The sequence below is a fragment of the Amycolatopsis sp. NPDC114478 genome (assembly GCF_055633805.1).
The window spans coordinates 191,322-208,512 of the sequence record NZ_JBVKDO010000012.1 but is presented as its reverse complement, the minus strand read 5'-3'; the positions used below and the strand labels follow the sequence as shown (position 1 = coordinate 208,512).

At 74.2% G+C, this 17,191-nt stretch carries 17 protein-coding genes; all 17 read left to right on the top strand.

Annotated elements, in window-relative coordinates:
- Positions 1 to 43 precede the first annotated feature (43 nt).
- From ACZ7OH_RS30675 to ACZ7OH_RS30595, 17 genes are read left to right on the top strand one after another with little or no spacing between them, the layout of a single operon-like run.
- On the top strand, positions 44 to 1,240 hold the full coding sequence (locus ACZ7OH_RS30675) for a hypothetical protein (RefSeq protein WP_470283994.1): 1,197 nt from the start codon (positions 44 to 46) through the stop codon (positions 1,238 to 1,240).
- A 19-nt stretch (positions 1,241 to 1,259) separates the two neighbouring features.
- Complete coding sequence (locus ACZ7OH_RS30670) at positions 1,260 to 1,886, top strand: hypothetical protein (RefSeq protein ID WP_470283993.1); 627 nt, start codon at positions 1,260 to 1,262, stop codon at positions 1,884 to 1,886.
- Complete coding sequence (locus ACZ7OH_RS30665) at positions 1,883 to 4,531, top strand: hypothetical protein (RefSeq protein WP_470283992.1); 2,649 nt, start codon at positions 1,883 to 1,885, stop codon at positions 4,529 to 4,531. Before ACZ7OH_RS30670 ends, ACZ7OH_RS30665 begins: the two co-directional genes overlap by 4 nt.
- Complete coding sequence (locus tag ACZ7OH_RS30660) at positions 4,528 to 5,772, top strand: hypothetical protein (RefSeq protein WP_470283991.1); 1,245 nt, start codon at positions 4,528 to 4,530, stop codon at positions 5,770 to 5,772. The genes ACZ7OH_RS30665 and ACZ7OH_RS30660 overlap by 4 nt, the downstream gene beginning before the upstream one ends.
- A complete protein-coding gene (locus ACZ7OH_RS30655; RefSeq protein ID WP_470283990.1) occupies positions 5,769 to 6,272 on the top strand; it encodes a hypothetical protein in 504 nt (167 codons plus the stop codon). Before ACZ7OH_RS30660 ends, ACZ7OH_RS30655 begins: the two co-directional genes overlap by 4 nt.
- The gene (locus ACZ7OH_RS30650; RefSeq protein ID WP_470283989.1) at positions 6,269 to 6,760 is read left to right on the top strand and encodes a hypothetical protein; all 492 of its coding nucleotides are present in this window, start codon (positions 6,269 to 6,271) and stop codon (positions 6,758 to 6,760) included. The genes ACZ7OH_RS30655 and ACZ7OH_RS30650 overlap by 4 nt, the downstream gene beginning before the upstream one ends.
- A gap of 11 nt (positions 6,761 to 6,771) precedes the next feature.
- Positions 6,772 to 7,320, top strand: a complete 549-nt coding sequence (locus ACZ7OH_RS30645; protein WP_470283988.1) for a hypothetical protein — start codon at positions 6,772 to 6,774, stop codon at positions 7,318 to 7,320.
- Between the two features lie 15 nt (positions 7,321 to 7,335).
- Positions 7,336 to 8,763 carry a hypothetical protein gene (locus ACZ7OH_RS30640; protein ID WP_470283987.1) on the top strand — a complete coding sequence of 476 codons (1,428 nt, stop codon included), beginning with the start codon at positions 7,336 to 7,338 and terminating at the stop codon, positions 8,761 to 8,763.
- Positions 8,760 to 9,374, top strand: coding sequence for a hypothetical protein (locus ACZ7OH_RS30635; protein ID WP_470283986.1), 615 nt, complete (start codon positions 8,760 to 8,762; stop codon positions 9,372 to 9,374). The genes ACZ7OH_RS30640 and ACZ7OH_RS30635 overlap by 4 nt, the downstream gene beginning before the upstream one ends.
- Positions 9,374 to 9,736 (top strand): hypothetical protein, encoded by a 363-nt coding sequence (locus ACZ7OH_RS30630; RefSeq protein ID WP_470283985.1) that lies wholly within the window; start codon positions 9,374 to 9,376, stop codon positions 9,734 to 9,736. Before ACZ7OH_RS30635 ends, ACZ7OH_RS30630 begins: the two co-directional genes overlap by 1 nt.
- Before the next feature lie 10 nt (positions 9,737 to 9,746).
- The gene (locus tag ACZ7OH_RS30625) at positions 9,747 to 10,292 is read left to right on the top strand and encodes a hypothetical protein (RefSeq protein WP_400899263.1); all 546 of its coding nucleotides are present in this window, start codon (positions 9,747 to 9,749) and stop codon (positions 10,290 to 10,292) included.
- The gene (locus ACZ7OH_RS30620; protein ID WP_470283984.1) at positions 10,289 to 11,758 is read left to right on the top strand and encodes a hypothetical protein; all 1,470 of its coding nucleotides are present in this window, start codon (positions 10,289 to 10,291) and stop codon (positions 11,756 to 11,758) included. The genes ACZ7OH_RS30625 and ACZ7OH_RS30620 overlap by 4 nt, the downstream gene beginning before the upstream one ends.
- 3 nt (positions 11,759 to 11,761) lie before the next feature.
- Complete coding sequence (locus ACZ7OH_RS30615; protein ID WP_470283983.1) at positions 11,762 to 14,032, top strand: hypothetical protein; 2,271 nt, start codon at positions 11,762 to 11,764, stop codon at positions 14,030 to 14,032.
- Entirely contained in the window at positions 14,029 to 14,808 is a 780-nt protein-coding gene (locus tag ACZ7OH_RS30610; protein WP_470283982.1) for a hypothetical protein, read from the top strand. Before ACZ7OH_RS30615 ends, ACZ7OH_RS30610 begins: the two co-directional genes overlap by 4 nt.
- A 1-nt stretch (position 14,809) precedes the next feature.
- On the top strand, positions 14,810 to 15,523 hold the full coding sequence (locus ACZ7OH_RS30605; protein ID WP_470283981.1) for a hypothetical protein: 714 nt from the start codon (positions 14,810 to 14,812) through the stop codon (positions 15,521 to 15,523).
- Positions 15,520 to 16,467: an ATP-grasp domain-containing protein gene (locus ACZ7OH_RS30600; RefSeq protein WP_470283980.1), complete on the top strand. Its 948-nt coding sequence runs from the start codon at positions 15,520 to 15,522 to the stop codon at positions 16,465 to 16,467. Before ACZ7OH_RS30605 ends, ACZ7OH_RS30600 begins: the two co-directional genes overlap by 4 nt.
- Positions 16,464 to 17,189 carry a hypothetical protein gene (locus ACZ7OH_RS30595; RefSeq protein ID WP_470283979.1) on the top strand — a complete coding sequence of 242 codons (726 nt, stop codon included), beginning with the start codon at positions 16,464 to 16,466 and terminating at the stop codon, positions 17,187 to 17,189. Before ACZ7OH_RS30600 ends, ACZ7OH_RS30595 begins: the two co-directional genes overlap by 4 nt.
- Positions 17,190 to 17,191: the final 2 nt, after the last annotated feature.

Sequence of the window (17,191 nt, the reverse complement as noted above, 5' to 3'; positions counted from 1 at the left end):
CAAGCGCGCATCGACCTCGTCGCGACCCAGTACGGAGATCGGTATGGCCACGCTCGTGCAACCGGCATTCCCCTTTGTCGACGTCATCATCGACACCAGCGCGCTGGTCCCGGCCGCGCAACGCTCGCCCGGCGTGGTCGCCGTGGTGGGCAACGCCGACGGCGCCGCCGCGCCCGTGTCGACGCCGCTGGTGATCACCGGCCACGACGACGCGCTCGCCCTCTTCGGCAAGGCCGGCGCGGCGACCCCGCTGAGCCGCAGCCTCGACCTGGTGCTCGCCCAGGACCCCCGGCCCAGCAAGGTCTACGGCGTCCGCACGCCGGCCGCCGGGAACTACGCGGCCGCGCTCGCCGGCCTCGAAGCCGCGGACGACGTCACGTTCGTCTGCCTCGCGGGGGAGGTCGCGGTCGGCGCGGCGACCAGCGGCGGCACCCCGGCGACCGGGCTGCGCGCGCTGGCCGAGCACGTGGAAACCATGTCGGCGGCGGGGAACCGGCGGATGGCCGTGGCGATGATCGACCCGGCCATCGCCCGCACCGCGACCTATGTGGACACCGTGCTGGCGACGAACTCCTACGGCGCCTTGAAGAGCGCGACCGGCCGGATGATCCTCGTCGCCGCGCGGGGCGCGACCACCGACGAGGCGGCGAGCCCGAACCCGGTGGCCGACGCCGCCGCGGCCGTGATGGGCGCGATCGCCGGCCAGGCCCCGGCCACCAGCGTCGTGCTCAAGCAGGTGCGCGGCTTCACCGTGCCGATCACCCAGCAGTACGTGCCCGCCGAGGTCACCGGCCTGGCGAGCCAGGGCGTGATCCCGCTGATCGACCCGGCGCTCGTGCCCGGCGCCGGGCTGTTCCTGGCCGACGGCGGCACGTTCTCCGCCGACCCGGCCCGCAACTACGTCGACGTCTGCCGGGTGCTCGACGACCTCGAGTTCCGGCTGCGGGCCGGGCTGATCGGCACGGTGGGGGACGCCCGGATCACCAAGGCCGGCCTCACCGCCGTGCGGGTCCGGGTCGAGGGGATCCTCGGCCCGCTGCAGCTCGGCGCGGTGATCGACGACTTCTCCGTCACCATCCCGCTGCTGCCGATCCTCGCGCTGCCGGAAAGCGCCCGCAGCACCGCCGAGCAGGCCCAGGTGGTCAGCGCCCGCCAGACGCGGCAGGTGTCCGTCCTCATCAGCGTCACGTACGGGCCCGCGGTGCACCGGCTCAACGTGACCCTCGCCCCCCAGTTCTGAGCCCTGACCAGGAGCCACGATGTCGAGTCCCGAAACCAGCTGGAACACCCGCCTCGCCGTGCACTACACCGACGACAAGGGTGCCGACCACGAGATCTCGCCGATCCAGTCGTTCACCCCGACGTTCGCCACGACGGCCGAGCCGTTGCACAGCATCGAACGCACGCACGTCGGCGTGGTGACCCAGCCCTACGCGCTGACCTTTTCGATGACGGTCAACGCGATCGGCCCGGCCACCGCCCAGCTGACCGCGCTGGCGCTCAACGCGACCGAGTTCAGCATCTCGATGCAGGAGCGCTCCGGCGACGACTGGTCGTTCTCCACGATCGTGCTCAGCCGGTGCGTCATCACGAGCGCCTCGCCGACGGCGGCCACCGTGCTCGGTGCGCCGCAGGCGACGTTCTCCGGCTTCTCCATGCAGGTCGACGCGACCGACGCCGGCGGCGCCAAGACGTCCGGCCCGCTGCTGCCGCCCGCCGGGGACTGGTGGGACGAGACGGGCGCGTACGCCACCGAACGCTCCGGCGGCCTGGTCCTCGAGTTCCCCGTCGAGGTCGAGGTCCGGCTCGTCTCGCCCGAGCGGCCGGACCTGCTGGCCGACACCACCATCCACCGGCTGACCGCGGCATTGGAGGGACTGGCATGACGACCGTGCGCATCCCGGTCCGGATCCGGCTCGACGTCGATCCGGCCCGGCCGCCGGAGACGCTGGCCGGGCTGCTGCGCGACGCGACCGAGCAGGCCACCTCCCGCGCGGCCGAACGGGCCCGCCGGGTGCCCGCGGTCCGCGACGGGAACTGGGACGGCGGCCCGCCCGCGACGACGGTCCGCTTCACCGGCGACCCGCTGCCGCCGGCACTGGCCACCGGCCTGGCCGTCGCGACCCGGACCGGTCTCCACGCGGCCACCACCCGCTTGCGGGCCGCGACCGCGGGCGGTCCGGCCGTGAAGGCGCCGGCGCACACGCCGAGGAAGCTGCGGCTCCGGGACTTCGCCGACGAGGCCGAGGTCTGGGGCGCGGTCGTGGCCTTCTACGGCGGTGCGCCGCCGAGCGAACTGCTCGTCATCGCCCGGCTGAACGGCCACCCCCGGCAGTGGGTCGTGGAGTTCACCACGCCGGACGGGCCGCCCCTGGTGCGGGCCGGCGGGCCCTTCACCGCGTTCACCCGGGACGGCAGCGGCGAGCGGCCGGCCGGTGGCCTCGCCGCCGACGGGTTGCGGTTCTGGCGCCGGTTCACCACCGAAGCGCAGTGGCACGCGGTATTGGCCGAACTGATCACGGAAGACCTCGCGTGGCTGCGGAAGTCGGTGGCCGCCCGGGAACTGGCCGACCGGGCGCTGGCCGCGGCCAGGAAGTTCCCGTTCACCGGCGGCGGCGCGTGGTACGAGTTCCTCAACGGGGCGACCCGCGTCGGCTGGTACCGCGGACCGGCGGGGCTCACGGCCGGGACGCTCCCGGTCGCGGTGCTCACCGAAGAGGTCCGGCCCGTCGGATACGGCAAGGACTGCGCGCCGCTCGACGTCACTTCCGACGGCGAAGCCGAGCTCGGCAAGCCGTACCTCGGTGAGCCCCCCTTGGACGACTGGGCGGCCGACCGCGACCACTTCGCCGCCTTGATCCGCGACATCGCCGCGCGGCTCGAGATGCCGGAAGGCGACTACGTCGGCTCGTTCGTCCTCGTCGCCACGCAGGAGATCGGCCGCCGGAGCGAGCGGCTCGGCGTCCTCGGGGGCGGCACCCGGGCCCGGCAGGCGGAGCTGCGCCGGCTGGCCCAGGCGACCGTGCTCGCCACGAACCTCGCCGCGGCCTACGTCGACGCGATGTACTCCCGCGACCGCGCGCAGACCCTGCGGTGCCCGGTGGCCGGCCACAGTGGACAGTGGGCGTTCCACTTCCACCAGCTCTTCTTCCGCGTGCGGCGGGACACCGTCGCCCAGCTGTTCGCGTCGGCTTGCCAGGACGTCCTGCTCGAAGTGCTGGAGCAGAGCCTGCTCGAGCTGGACCGCCGGCTCGACCGCACGAACTTCCCCCAGTACATGCGGTTCACCCGCACGCTGCTGGTGATCGTCCTCTCGCGCAGCGTCGAGCTGGAGGACCTGCGCCGCCGCATCGGGGCCGCGCGGGCCCGCGACCGCGACCCCGCGCTCTCCTGGCGCGCCCCGAACCTCGTCCGGTCCGGCTGGCGCGAGGCGAGCGCCGAGGTCGTGGCCGCCCTCCACGACGCCGCGTCGGCGAGCCGGCCGGCCGGCGCGGTGGTCTTGTTCGACGGCAAGTACTGGGCCAAGGACGCGCACGGCCACTGGTGGAACGACGACCAGCTGGCGCTGGCGATCGGCAGCGCCCGCCAGGAGGCGTTCCTCATCGACCCCTTCCTCGAGAAGATCAAGGACCTCTCGGACGTCGTGACCCGGCTCAAGGACGCGCAGCGCCGCGACGACGCGCGCAGCGAGCAGCAGGGCGACGCCGTCACCGAAGCGGTGGACGCCGAGTTCTCCGCCGTCCTCGCGGAAGTCCGGCGCGAGAACGTCGAGCGGACGGCGCGGGTGCGCCAGGACCGCTCGATCGCCTTCGGCCTGGCGAGCTTCACCGAGGACCGCTCGGACGAGATCGGCGCCCGGCTGACCGGCATCCACCGGAAGGCCGACCTGCGCCTGCGCCCGATGTTCGACTACGAAGCCGTGTACGTCGACGCCCTGCACGCCCTCGCGGACGCCGAACTGGGGAAGGCCGAGCTGGCGGAGTTCTTCAACTTCGCGGGCCTCACGTTCCTGGCGGTGTTCTGCCCGCCGGCGGCGTTCCTGACCGGCGCCGGGCAGGCCATCAGCGCCCTGGCGACCGCCTACGAGCACCGCGGGATCCAGCGGGCGCTGCTCGGCGGAGACGAGATCATCACCCGGGCCCAGGCGGAGGCCGAGCTGTGGTCGGCCTGGATCGGTGCCGCGATCGCGTTCCTCCCGCTGGTGAAACCGGCGGTCCGCGGGCTTTCCGGGGTCGCGCGGCTGGCGTTGCCGGGTGCCGAACGGCGGGCCGCGGCCATCGCCGCGATCCGGCTGGCCAAGGCCGAGGCGGCGCAGGTGTTCGCTCTCGTCACCGCCGAAGACCTGCTGAGCGCCTTCCTGCACGAAGCGGTCAAGGGGTACGTGCTGAACCTCGTGCTGTCGTCGGCCATCGAGCGGTTCATCGACGCGGTCGTCAGCGAAGACCCGCACGGCGAGGTCTCTCGGGAGCACTTGCGCGCGGTCATGGCCGAGGCGGCCCGCGCCGCCGGCGCCGGGCAGGGCACGCCGTGACGGGGAGAACCGGGACGCACCCGGTCCACATCGCGCTGCGCGACCACCCGCGGCTGCAGGAAGGCCTGGCGGAGGTCCGGCGCCGCACGCGGTTGACGGAGGAGCGCCTGCGGGAGCTCTGGGACGAGTCGGTGGGGTCGTCGCTGGACGTCCTCGGGCTCGGGTACGTCCAGGACTTCGAGGCGGCGGTGGCGAGCGTGCGCCGGCTGCGTGAACGGGTGCACGACATCTACGAGCGGTTCTTCGAAGGGCCGGTGGCCGAGGCGGATCTGCAGGAGCTGCGGGACCTCGAGGCGGCGCTGGCCGAGGAGATCCTGGCGCTCGCGGATCCGCAGAGCTGGGCGCGCGACCGGCCGAACCGGCCGGGCAAGCGGCTTTCCCCGGACGCGCGGCCGGCGCCGCCCGCGGCCGCCGCGCGGCAGCGGGACACCCGCGTGCGCGCGTTGCCCGCGGAACGGCAAGAGGCCTTCAAACGAGCCCAGGCGCTCGCGCCCGAACGGCTGGACGCCGCGCTGCGCGAGGAACCCCGGTCGGAGGCGGCATTGCGGCGCGCGTTGGCGGAGAAGGGGATGGACGAGGAGTCGATCGGGCACGTCGTCGACGCCCTCGACGATGTCCGCAACCCGGGGCTGGACTTCGCCTTCGGCGCGGGTCCCGGCCGGGCGGAGATCACGACCGCGCGGGTGCACGCCGCGTACCGCGAACTGCCGGAGCCGCAACGGGGTCTGGTGAACCGCGCCAACGTCCTCGACCCGGACTTCCTCCGCCTCGCCGTGCTGCGGGAAAGCGAAGGGGAGCTCAGCCGGCTCATCGACCGGTTCTGCGCCGAGCACGGCATCACCGGGCAGGAGCGGACCGACCTCGAAGCCGCCGTGCGCCGCCTCAACGAGGTGCACCGGGAGTCACTGCACGACGTCGTGCCCGGCGAGACCGGCACCATCCAGGCCCGGACGCGGGCCGCGGTCCTCGACCGCGCGGCGACCGCGATCGGGCTGCCGACGCAGGACGAGATCACCCGGCGGCTGGGCCAGAGCTCGGCCGTCGTCGAACTGGCCGCGCGCAGCCCCGGGCACCTGGCCGAACTCGCCGAGAAGTGGCTGCGGTACGCCTTGGAGAAACGGCAGGAGGGCAAGCCTGTCGCCACCCTGGAGCGGTACGCGCGGGCGCTGGCCCGCTCGCACGTGCGCGGCCTGTCGGCGAGCTCACCGCGGCCTTCCAGCTCGCCGACGACGCCTGGGTGATCAAGGTCCCCGACTTGGGCGTCACGGTCGGCGGGACCGACTTCGTGGCGGTGGACACGCGGACCGGCGAGGTCTGGTTCGGCGACAACAAGGCGTTGTCCAGCCGCGGCCTGGGCGAGGTCAGCAGCCTCCTCGACAACATCGGCGACAACATGGCCGCCGACGTCGCCGAGTTCGGGACCTGGCTCCAGCGCGACGACGTCCCGTTGCCGCCCAAGCTCGCCGACGCGATCCGCCGGGCCCAGGAGGCCTCGGCCGAGGTGAGCGCGTACACCGCGCGGCTGCCGCGACGGGATGACATCACCACCGATGCCGTGCAGCGCCGGATCACCAAGATCCTCGCCCGCAAGGGCGTCGGCCGGGTCGTCACCAACGCCGGTGGCGAGCTGTCCTGGCTGACCGGCGCGGCGGGGAAGTACCTCGCCTTCAAGAACCTCGGAGAGCCCGGTCCCCACCCACCGGAGCGCCGCATCGAACTGCCCGAAGGGAGTGCCCCGTGAGCGGCTACGAACCCGGCCTGCACACGCCGAGCGCCATCCTGTCCGACGGGATCGTGCCGGTTCCGCTCTGGGCCATCACCCAGCTGTCCATCGCTTCGACCTACTTCGTGCCGCAGATCGGCGGCAGCCGGCGGCGGGTCGCGGTCGTCACCCACGACGACACGCTGAGCTTCAGCGCCGTGCTGCTCGGCCCGTCGCGGTTCGCGTGGAAGGTCGCGCTGGAGAACCTGGCCGAGTCCGGGCGGCAGGGCACCGCGCTGTCGCGGCTGACCAAGAACGCCGTCGGCGGCCTGGTGCTGATCACCGCGGCCACGATCCGCACCGACCTCGCCGTCCAGTCGCTCACCTTCACCCAGGCGGCCGGCCGGCGCGACGCGATCGACGTGTCCATGCAGCTGATCCACCTGCCCCGGCCGGGCAGCCTCGCCAAGCTGCTCGAAGTCGCCTCCGTCGGGGTCGGCGCCCTGACCGACGCGCTGCCGATCTGAGGATGGCGACGATGACCTTTCCCGCACTGCCGGGCCTGCTCGGCCGGCCGCCGTTCGAGGTACCACCGCTGCCGGGACCCGCCGTGCCGGCGAGCGGCCCCGCCGCACCCCGGGTGCTCAAGCAAGAGCTCACCGCCGGCCTGCCGGTCCGGGTGGACCTCGACGGCGCGCGCGGTCTCGTGCTGGCCGTCCCGCTCGGGGTGGCCCGGAGCGTCCTGGCCGCCGACCCGCAGGCCGTCGTCTTCGACACCCGGGTCGCCGGCGATCCGGCGGCCGCCCGGGATCCCGGCGCCGCGTGGCCCCGCCTGACCCTGCTCTCCGACGGGGTGATCGGCGAGACGGTCCCCGTGGTGGCCGGCGTGCCGGTCGCGCTGCGCCTCGGCGCGGTCGCGGTCGTCGAGGTCACCGTCGACCTGCTGGTCGTCACGATCGGCACGCTGCGCAGCCCCGGGCAGTTCACCAGCCGGCTCGCGCTGCGCTGGCGGGACCTCGGGCCCGCGCCCGACACCGGCCCGCCGCGTCCGGCCGGCGACCCCGGCATCCCCGACCTGAACACCTGAGGAAGGAGGTCACCGATGACCATCGCCACCGCGAACGCGACCGCCGACGGACCCGACGTCACGCCGGGCACGGTGCCCGCCTGGGCGGTCGTGTTCTCCGAAGAGAAGACCGCGACCCCGCTGGCCACGATCGGCAGCGAGACCTACGCCGGTTCGGTGTCCGCCGTCATGCCCGCCGACCTCACCGGCGGCGCGTACGAGGTCGTGTTCGAAGGCATGACCGACGCGGACTACGGGAAGATCCACGTCCACGGCGACCGGCACCTGACCGCGTCCTTGTACCTGTGGTGGAAGGATTCCCCGACCGGCCTGGCCGGCGACCTCGCCCGCTTCACCGGGCTCGACCACCCGCTCGGGGCGATCACCCCGGACCCGCCGCCGCTGAGCCTCGTCGCCGTCCTGCGCGTGGACCGGCTCTGGCGCCGCTCGGGCGCCCGCCGCTTCGAAGTGGTGGTGAGCGGGCGCGAGCTGGTGACGGCCCAGCTGTCGGACGCAGCCGTCGTGCCCGTGCCCCAGCCGGGGCTGCGGGACGCGGTGCGGGCGATCGCGCAGCAGGCCGGGGTGCGGCTGGTCCAGGACTACGGCTTGGCGGACTTCCAGCCGCCGCCCGGGATCCTCGCCCCGGTGAAGGTCCCCGTCCAGCACGGCACCTGCCTGCAGGCGCTGACGGGCGTGCTGGAGGACCAGGCACGCAAGCTGCTGCGGCTCCACGGCCAGCCGCTCGCCCTGATCCGCAACGGCGTCCTGCACGTCGGGGTGTGGGCCGGCGCCGCGGGACCGCGGCTGCCGAACGAGCGCCACCTCGACGACGACAGCGGCCTGCTCGCGATCGAGCGTGGGTCCCCCCGCGCGCGGGAGCAGGCGGCGGGGGACCGGCCGGGCGCGCCGCTGTCCCGGCTGACGCTGTCGGTGACCACCCTCGGCCGGCCGGACCTCAAGCCCGGCGACACGCTCGTCGTCGAGCTGCCGCCGGAAGACTTCCCGCAGGTCGAGCCGCCGAGCATCGGCGCGACCCTGCTCGGCTCGCTGAACACGCGGCCCTTCGGCGACCTCGCCCCCGACCCGACGCCGGTGCGCTGCCGGATCACCGAGGTCACCCACCGGATCTCGCGCGAAGAAGGCTTCATCACCGTCGCGAAGGCGTTCGTGCTGGCCGACGGCGACGACGGGTGGGACGTCGGCGGCGTCACCCCGGCACCGGAAGCCCGGGCGGTGCCGCCGATCGGCGAGCCGGCCGCGGACCCGGCGCAGGCCTTCGCCGTCAGCCTCCGCAGCGCGACGGCCACCCTCACCGCCGGGGTCGCGCAGCGGGCGCGCTCGCACGTCGGCCTCTCCACGACCACGTGGCCGCCGGCGCCACGGAAACCCGGCACACCAGCGACTTCTGGGTGTCGCGGGACCCGGGTGACGGCTCGGGCAGCGCCGCGCAGCGGGCCAGGGTGACCCAGGAGCTGCCCGCGGAGGCGCACCGGGTGCCTTACACGACCCCGTTCGCGTGGGGGAACTTCGGCCTCGTGCTGCCGCGCTACCCGGCGACCCGGGTGCTGCTGGTCGACGGCGCGGGCGGGCCGGGGGAGTACGTCGACGTCGGGGCGCTGTGGGCGGTGAACGCGGGCCCCGCGGCCCAGCCGGGCGACTACTGGCTGGCGCTGCCCGCGAACGCCGTGGCCACCGAGCACCTGCCGCGCGACGGCGGCCGACCGTCCGAAGTGGACCAGCAGCCGCCGGACGGCCCCGCGGCGCACGACCTGATCGACGCCGTGGGCAACCGCGTCATCGAGACGGCGCGGTTCGTGCTGCGCGTCGTCGACGACCCCGCCCACCTGACGAAGGTCCCGGAACGGCCGGACCCGGCGTCGGCCAGTCCGGTGGGCAGCGTGGTGATCGAGACCAAGCCCGAGTCCGGGACGCCGGCGCGGATCCTGCTGCGGGCCGACGGGAGCGTGACGATCACCGGCTCGTCGATCACGTTCGACGCGGGCGACGGGCAGATCGACTTCAAGGCCAAGGACGTCCGGGTCGCGCTGGCCGGCGGAACGATGGACGTGAGCTGATGGCCTTCCCCGTCACGATCGCCGGCGAGTTCACGTGTTCCCACTCGGGAGTCCGCACGCCGGCGACCACCGAAGGCAAGCTCACGGTCGGCAAGAAGGCCGTGCTGCTGTTCTCCGACTCCGCGACGGCGGCGCCGTATGCGGGGTGCTCGTTCCCGCAGGGCGGCCCGCCCAAGCCGTGCCAGACGACCTCGGCTCCCGAGCCCAACGCGGGGGCGGCGCGGAAGCTCACCGTCGACAGCGCTCCCGTGCTGCTCGACTCCTTGCTGGCCACCACCGAAAACCCTCCGTTCACCCCGCCGCCGGACCCGGCGAAGACCGTCGCGGTCGCCGCGGGCCAGGACAAGCTCACCGCTTCGTGAAGGAACGACGATGACCGCTGCACTCCCACCGCCTCCACCGGGCGACGACTCCGCCGTCCGGCGCCGCCAGCTGCTCGGGTTCGGCCCGCGCGCCGACCTGGCCGACCCCGGGGACACCGCCCGCGACCTGGTGCTGCGCGCCACGGCGACCGGCGTCGACCTCGACCTCGTCGAGGGCGTGGCCGCGCTCTGCCAGGACCTCGCGATCGGGCTCACCACGCTGCGCGGCAGCGACCCGTTCAACGTGCGGTTCGGCTTCCTCGGGCTGACGCCGCTGGTGCGCCAGACGTCGCCGGTCCTCGCGCGGGAAGGGTTGCGCAGCGCGGTGATCGAGATGGTCGCCGCCGACCCGCGGGTGCGGCGCGTGGTCGACCTGACCACGCCGACGCCGACCCAAGGCCGCGCCTCGCGGTCGTTCGACATCACCGTCTCGTTCGAGGCGATCACCGGCGACCCGGCGACCCTGGCCACCGGCGGCCTCGCCACCGGCGCCGAGTGGGGCGCCGTCGACACCCCGGGCGTCGTCGCGTCCGGGACCACCGGGAGGACGCCATGAGCTCCGACAGCAGCATCGACCTGACCGACGTCCTCGCCGTCGACGACTCCGTCACGCGGTCCACCGGCAGCGGTAGCTTCGGCGTGACGCCGGCGGGGTTCCTGCCCAAGCCGTTCACCCGGCTGCTGGCCGAGAAGATCGCCCTCGCGCAGCAGCTGATCGACCCGGCCGTCGACCTGTCCAGCGGCAGCGTCCTGCGCAAGCTCCTGGAGGTCACCGCCCTGGAGGACGCGCGGACCTGGGCGGCGCTGGCGGCGGAGTACGACGACAGCTTCGTCAGCACCGCCCGCGGCCGCGCGCTCTCGGAGCTCGGCGCGGAGCTCGGCATCACGCGGCCGTTCCTCACCGCGACCGGTTCGGTCACGCTGACCCTGGCCGGGGCGCTGCCCTCGGGCGTGCCGAACCTGGTGCTACCGCGCGGTTCCCGGCTGGCGACCCCGGGCGGGCACCGCGTCGCGCTCGCCGCCGCGGTCGAGTTCACCGCCGGGTTGACGTCGGCGTCCGTGCCGGTGACGAGCTTCGACTCGGGACCCGTCGGCAACCTCGACCCCGCCGCGACCGACGCCGGCGGCGGGCACCCGCAGCGGATCGACCGCTGGGAGGTCGCCGACGCGAAGCTCACCGCGATGATCGACGCCGACGTGGCGGCCGGCTTTCCCGACACCGCCGCGTCGATCGGCCAGGGCCTGGTGCGCGTGCAGCACACGCAGCCATTGACCGGGGGCAACGCGCAGTTCGACGACGACCGCTACCGCGCGGTGCTGCTCAACGCGCCGAGGTCGGTGTGGACGGCCGACTCCATCGCGGCCACCGTGGCGCTGGTGCCCGGCGTGCGGCAGGTCGCGGTGCGGGACGGGTGGGGCGGGCTCGACCTGTCGCAGTCGATCTTCGGCCAGTTCAACTTCTTCGAACGGCTCTTCGCGGCCGACCGGGACATGTCGTCGCCGTTCTTCGTCACGGTCCTGGTCGCGCCGACCGAGGCCGCGGTCTGGGAGGGCGCGTCCGGCCTGCGCGTGGCCGTGCAGCAGGCGATCCGGGACGTCCGCCCGGTCGGCATCTTCCCCGACGTCGTGCGCGCCGAGCAGGTGTTCTTCACCGTCGACGTCGACGTGGTGACCTCCGGCCTGCCGTTGCCGTCCGGGTCGGTGGCCGGCCGCAACCTCAGTCCCGCCGCGCTCGCGCTCAAGCAGCGGCTGGCGGCCCGGATGCGCGGGGTCGTCGACGGGCTGACCCTCGCGGAGCCGGTGCGGGCCGCCGCGCTGTCCGCGGCCTTGATGGCCGAGCCCGGCATCGTCGACGTCGTCGGGCTCCAGCTGGTGCGCTTCCCGTCCCCGGTCGACACCATCGGGTCCGGCGGGGCGGACAGCACCGCACCCGAGGCGCTCGAGGTGGACGAGAACCTGATCGTGGGGGCCGACCAGATCGCCGTCTTCGTCGAGTCGCCCGAACGACTGACGGTGCGGTGACCGATGACCACCACCGATACGCCCCTGGACCCGGCGGGCTTCGGCGCGGGCGTGCTCGCCGCCGCGGCGGCCGAGCTGATCGGGCCGCTGTCCCCGGCGGCCACCCCGCGGCCCCTGACGTTGCGCGCCACCCCGCCGCCGGGGCCCGCGGGGCAGGCCGAGGCCGCGGTCGACGCCACCACCCGGCACGCCCTGGTGCTGTGCACCGTGCTGTCCGATGTGGACACCCACGGGCTCATCGTCCAGCCCGCGCTGCGGGCCGGGACCGGCCCTGGGCAACCGCTTCCGGTGGTGACGTTCGCGTCGCACACCGCCGCCGGCACCGCTCTGGTCGCCGCGGTGCCGCCGGTGGGCGAAGGGGCCGTCTCCGCGCCTTTTTCCGTGCTGGTGCGCGGAAACCGCGGCGGGCCGGACGGCACCGGGCTCAGCGCGGAGGAGCTGATCGCCGCCGTCCGGTTCGACCTGGTCGAGGGCGTGCTCGGGCGGCTGCTCACCGTGCTGCTCGACGAGAAGGGCCGGATCCGGCGCGCCGCACGGCAGCTCCGGGCGATGCGGACCCTGGAAGTGGCGAGCGGCAACGCGCTCGACCGCCTCGGTGCCGACCTGTCCTGCCCGCGGTTCTCCGACGAGCTGTTCTGGGACGCCGACCAGCAGACCGCCGCGACCCGCCCGCTCCAGCCCGGCGCCCGCGAGGACGACGCGTCCTACCGGGCCCGGCTGCGCGTCCTGCGCGGCGTGCGGCTGCCCAGCAAGCCGTGGATCGACTCGGCGCTGGGCGGCACCGACGGCTTCCTCGCCGACGTCGGCGTGACGGGCACGGTGACCGCCGACGAATCGGTGGAGCCGCAGCTGATCGCCCTGCGACTGGTCGCCCCCGGCGCACCGGGGGCGATCCCCGCGCTGCTCAACGCGATCCGGCGCGTGCACCTGATCTGGCCCGCCGACAGCGCGGAAGGCGACGACACGCACGCGGCCCGCCTCCTGCCGCCGGACGAGGTGGCCCGCGTGAACGTCCAGCGCGCGGCGCTCGCGACGTGGCAGGTGGAATCCTTCCAGCCGGTGGCACCCGCCGTGGCGGAGGCGCTGACCACGCTCGACGCCCGGTGCGTTCAGCTGGGCGCCCGGCCGTGGCCGCGTGTCCTCAAAGGACAGGACAACTCGGGCGGGTCCCGGTTCGAGCTCGGGTTCGGCGCGCTGCTCGCTGCGCCCGTCGCCGCCCAGCTCGACGCGGCGGTCGCCGCGGCCGGCAGGCTGAAGGACCCGAACCTGGTGCCCCAGCCGCGGTCGGCGGATCCGGCCGGGGCGTGGCTGCTGCGCGCGTGCGGCATGCGCACCGTCGAGCAGGGGGCCGACGGCACGGTGTTCGCCAGCACCGCGCCGATGGGGCCGCTCGTCGTGGACGTCGACCCCGACTCCGACGGCGACGTTCCCATCACGTTGACCGCGCGGCTCGTGTCGGCGGCCGATCCCGATCACGACGTGCCGGTGGTCGCCGTGATCACCGCGCTCGCGGGAGCGCAGCTCACCCCGGTCGCGGACCCCGCCGCGGTGCTGGCCGGTGCGCGCCCGACCACGACCGTTCCCGGCCTGGACGCCGCGCTGAGCGCCCGTGGGGTGCCGAAGGTGGTCGACGTCGAAGCCTTCACCCGGCAGCTGAGCACGGTGTCCGCGCGCGACTACGTGCTCTTCGACCTCGGCGCGCCGCGCACGGCCGCGGTGATCGCGAACCCGGCTCTGCTGAGCCCGCTGTTCACCACCGCCGCCGCGGCCGGCGCGAGCAGCGTGGTCGCGCTGGCCACCGCCGCCGGGACGCTCGCGCTGGTGTTCGGGGTGGCGGGGCTCCCGCTCGCCGGCAGCAACCTGGCCGGCGAGCACACCGTGGTCCACCGGTGGCAGGTGCGCGGGCTCGGGACGCAGTCCGCCGCCGTGACGCCCCGGCGCGGCGCCACGGTCACCATTCCGATCCTCAACGACGGGATCAGCGTCGTCTCGTGCGTCGTGGGTCCGCACACCGGCGCGAACGACACCTACGAATGGCGCCCGGCGCTGCCCGACGGGGTGCTGCTGACCCTGCGCCAGTACGAGCACCTGCTCAACGTCGTGGAGCTGGTGACCCCGGTCGGCGTGCGGGCCGACACGTTCGCCATCCGGCGGCGCCACGTCGACGTGGACGGCTCCGGCAAGCCCACGGTCCTGACCATCGCCGCCGCCCGGGCCTACCGGCACTACCGCCTGACGCGTTCCGCGCAGGCAGGACAAGGAGAGATCTCATGAGCGGAGAAGCCGAAGGGCCGGGCCGCGAACAGCTCGTCTACGGCGTGCCGGCCGGCACGATAGTGGACGCCTTGCGCGGTGCGGGCGTCGCGGAAGAGGACGTCATCGCGGTGCTGGGCCGGGCCATCGCCCGGTCCTCGGGCCTGGCCGCGGCGGTGACCCCGCCGTTCGTGTTCCAGACCCAGGTCCCGCAGCTGGCACCCCAGTGCGAGGTGCACTTCGAGCCCGGGTTCACCCACCCGGACTTCATCGACGGCGTGACGGTCGTGCAGGCGGGGGAGACGCCCAGCGAGATCGGCTTCAACCACCGGTTCCACGCGATCGAGGACGACCTGGCCGCCGTCGCCGAGGCCCTGCGCACCGTCAGCAACTGCATGAAGGAGCTGCGGCTGGAGCTGTTCGGGGTGGTCCAGGAGCTGCAGGTGAAGATCACCCAGATCGACGCGCGGCTCGACGGCGTCAAGGACAAGGAAGGCAAGGAGGGCAAGGAAAAGCAGGAAGGCAAGGAGAGCAAGGAGGAGAAGGAGAAGGAAAAGGAGGGCAAGGACGACAAGGAGACCAAGGAGCAGCCCAAGGAACACAAGGACGGCAAGGAGAGCGAGAAGCACCCGAAGGACGGGTCCAAGGAGAGCACCGACCTCACCGGCCTCACCCCGCCGGGCGCCGCCGCGCCCAGGCTCGACCATCCCGACGGCGACGAGCGCACGTTCATCTCGCTCGACGACCGCCCCGAGGTCGGCGGCCGGGCCCTGGCCGACCCGGACGAGGACAGCTGAGATGCTGCTGATCCTCGCCCACGCCCACGATCTCCCCGCCCGCGCGCTGGCCGCCCGGTGGGGGAGCCGCGCGCTGCTGCTCACCGTCGCCGGTATGCACCGGTGGCGCTGGCGCCTCGACGTCGCCGTCGACGGCCGGGTCGCCGCGGAGCTGGCGGCTGCCGACAGAACCCCGGTTCCCGTGACGGGCGTGGTGAACCGGCTGGGCTGGATCTCGCCCGCCGACCTGGCCAGGGTGCACCCGGTCGACCGGGAGTACGCCGCGGCCGAGCTGACCGCGTTCCTGCTGGCCTGGCTCGACGCGTGTCCCGCCCCCGTGCTGAACCCGCCCGGCCCGCGGAGCCTCAACGGCCCGGCGTGGTCGGCGGAGCAGTGGGCGGACGCCGCCGCTTCGGCCGGCCTGCGCGCCGGTGCGGTCCACCGCAGGCTCAGCCTCGCCGAGCCACCCGTCCCGGTGCTCGAGTGGACCAGCCCCATCCCCGCGCACGTCGTCGGGGACGTCTGCGTCGGAGCCGTGCACCCCCTGATCGGCACGCGCTTGTGCGCACTCGCCAAGGCGGCGGACACAACCCTCCTCACCGCGACGGTGTCCGGCCCGGGACCCCGCGCGGCGGTGCGGGACATCTCGGCCTGGCCCGATGTGGGGCGGCCCGAGGTGGCCGACGCCCTCGCGGCCCTGCTGCCGGCCGGCGACCTCGCCGAGGTGACCGCATGACGATCCTCTTGTGGGGGCTGATCCGGGACCACCCGATCGCCGCGGTGCTGGAGCATCTGCGGCACCTCGGCGCCCCCGTCCGCTTCCTGGACCAGCGTCGCGTCCTCGACACGACCGTGCGCGTCGACGCCGGCCCGCGCGGGGGAACCACCGTGACCGTCGGCGACGAGGAGTTCGACCTCGACCGCGTGCGGGCCGCCTACGTCCGCCCGTACGACAGCACCCGGCTGGCCGCCCTGCGCACGCTGCCGCGGTCGTCGCCGCGGTGGGGCCACGCCGCCGGCGTGGACCTGGCGCTGAACGGGTGGGCCGATCGCACGGCCGCGTTCGTGCTGAACCGGCCGGAGGCCGCCGCGGGCAACGGGTCCAAGGCCTACCAGCTCCGGGGCATCGCCGCGGCCGGGTTCCTCGTGCCGGTCACGCTCGTCACGAACGACCCGGACCGGGTCGCGGCGTTCGTCCGCGAGCACGGCGAGGTCATCGTCAAGTCGGCCGGCGGCGTGCGCAGCCGCGTGCGCCGCGTCGGGCCGGCCGACGCAGCCCGGCTGGCGGATGTGGGGAACTGCCCGACGCTGTTCCAGAAGCACGTGCCGGGCACGGACGTGCGGGTGCACGTCGTGGGCGCCGAGCTGTTCGCCTCCGAGGTGCGCAGCGACGCCGACGACTACCGCTACGCACGCGCGCAGGGCCATCCACCGGCGGTCCTGACCGAAACCGGGCTGCCGCCGGACGTCGCGGCTCGCTGCCTCGACCTGTCGAAGCGGCTGCCGCTCCCGGTGGCCGGCATCGACCTGCGCCGGACCCCGGACGGCGAGTGGTACTGCTTCGAGGTGAACCCGTCGCCGGGCTTCACGTACTACGAATCGAACACCGGCCAGCCGATCGCGGCGGCCATCGCCGGCCTGCTCGCCGCGGCGGCACTGTGCAAGGAGCGTGCCTCATGACCGCGACCCAGGCGGTGGAAGAGATCCGGTTCGGCGGCGCGACCGTCCACAGCGCCGAACTGTTCACCCCGGCGGAGGTCGCCGCGATCGTCGCGGCCGTGGACGCGGTGCCGGCCGGGCTGCGCCACGAGTGCTGGGGCACGCCCGAGGCCAGGAGCATGGCCACGATCGGCGAGCCGCTCTACCGCAACCGCGCGCGCCTCGCGTACTACGAGGAGCGCGCGCGGGCGGAGAGCCGCCCGCTCTACCGGCACTTCCGCCTCGCCCACGACCGGGTCGCGACGTTCTTCGAGCACCGGTACGGCCTGCCGGTCGTGTACGCCGACGAACTCGCGGTCCCCGGCTTCCACCTGTTCGAATTCGGGGCCCCCGGCGAGTACGACGGCGGCGGCTGGCACATCGATGCGCTGGAGCTGCAGACGCCGGCGTTGTTCGCGCGCCGGGCCGAGATCACCGCGGTGGTCAACTTCACCGTGCCGTTCGCGTTGCCGGACGGGGGAAGCGGGCTGGACCTGCAAGCCGACGCCCCCGATGCCCGGCCGGGTAGGCGGGGCGGCGGTCAGCCGATCACGGTGCCCTACCGCACCGGCACGATGTTGTTCACCGAATCCGAGCTGCTGCACCGGATCTCCGGATCCCACTGCCTCACGCCGGACCAGCGGCGCGTGACCTACCAGGGCCACGGGGTGTGCCTCGACGGCCGCTGGATCTTCTTCTGGTGAAG

What these genes read in the sequence shown, in the direction of transcription:
- ACZ7OH_RS30630 (WP_470283985.1), top strand. Translation starts at nt 9,374, where the DNA reads ATGGCCTTCCCCGTCACGATCGCCGGCGAGTTCACGTGTTCCCACTCG.
- ACZ7OH_RS30595 (WP_470283979.1), top strand. Translation starts at nt 16,464, where the DNA reads ATGACCGCGACCCAGGCGGTGGAAGAGATCCGGTTCGGCGGCGCGACC.
- ACZ7OH_RS30625 (WP_400899263.1), top strand. Translation starts at nt 9,747, where the DNA reads ATGACCGCTGCACTCCCACCGCCTCCACCGGGCGACGACTCCGCCGTC.
- ACZ7OH_RS30640 (WP_470283987.1), top strand. Translation starts at nt 7,336, where the DNA reads ATGACCATCGCCACCGCGAACGCGACCGCCGACGGACCCGACGTCACG.
- ACZ7OH_RS30620 (WP_470283984.1), top strand. Translation starts at nt 10,289, where the DNA reads ATGAGCTCCGACAGCAGCATCGACCTGACCGACGTCCTCGCCGTCGAC.
- ACZ7OH_RS30675 (WP_470283994.1), top strand. Translation starts at nt 44, where the DNA reads ATGGCCACGCTCGTGCAACCGGCATTCCCCTTTGTCGACGTCATCATC.
- ACZ7OH_RS30615 (WP_470283983.1), top strand. Translation starts at nt 11,762, where the DNA reads ATGACCACCACCGATACGCCCCTGGACCCGGCGGGCTTCGGCGCGGGC.
- ACZ7OH_RS30670 (WP_470283993.1), top strand. Translation starts at nt 1,260, where the DNA reads ATGTCGAGTCCCGAAACCAGCTGGAACACCCGCCTCGCCGTGCACTAC.
- ACZ7OH_RS30610 (WP_470283982.1), top strand. Translation starts at nt 14,029, where the DNA reads ATGAGCGGAGAAGCCGAAGGGCCGGGCCGCGAACAGCTCGTCTACGGC.
- ACZ7OH_RS30605 (WP_470283981.1), top strand. Translation starts at nt 14,810, where the DNA reads ATGCTGCTGATCCTCGCCCACGCCCACGATCTCCCCGCCCGCGCGCTG.
- ACZ7OH_RS30600 (WP_470283980.1), top strand. Translation starts at nt 15,520, where the DNA reads ATGACGATCCTCTTGTGGGGGCTGATCCGGGACCACCCGATCGCCGCG.
- ACZ7OH_RS30645 (WP_470283988.1), top strand. Translation starts at nt 6,772, where the DNA reads ATGACCTTTCCCGCACTGCCGGGCCTGCTCGGCCGGCCGCCGTTCGAG.
- ACZ7OH_RS30665 (WP_470283992.1), top strand. Translation starts at nt 1,883, where the DNA reads ATGACGACCGTGCGCATCCCGGTCCGGATCCGGCTCGACGTCGATCCG.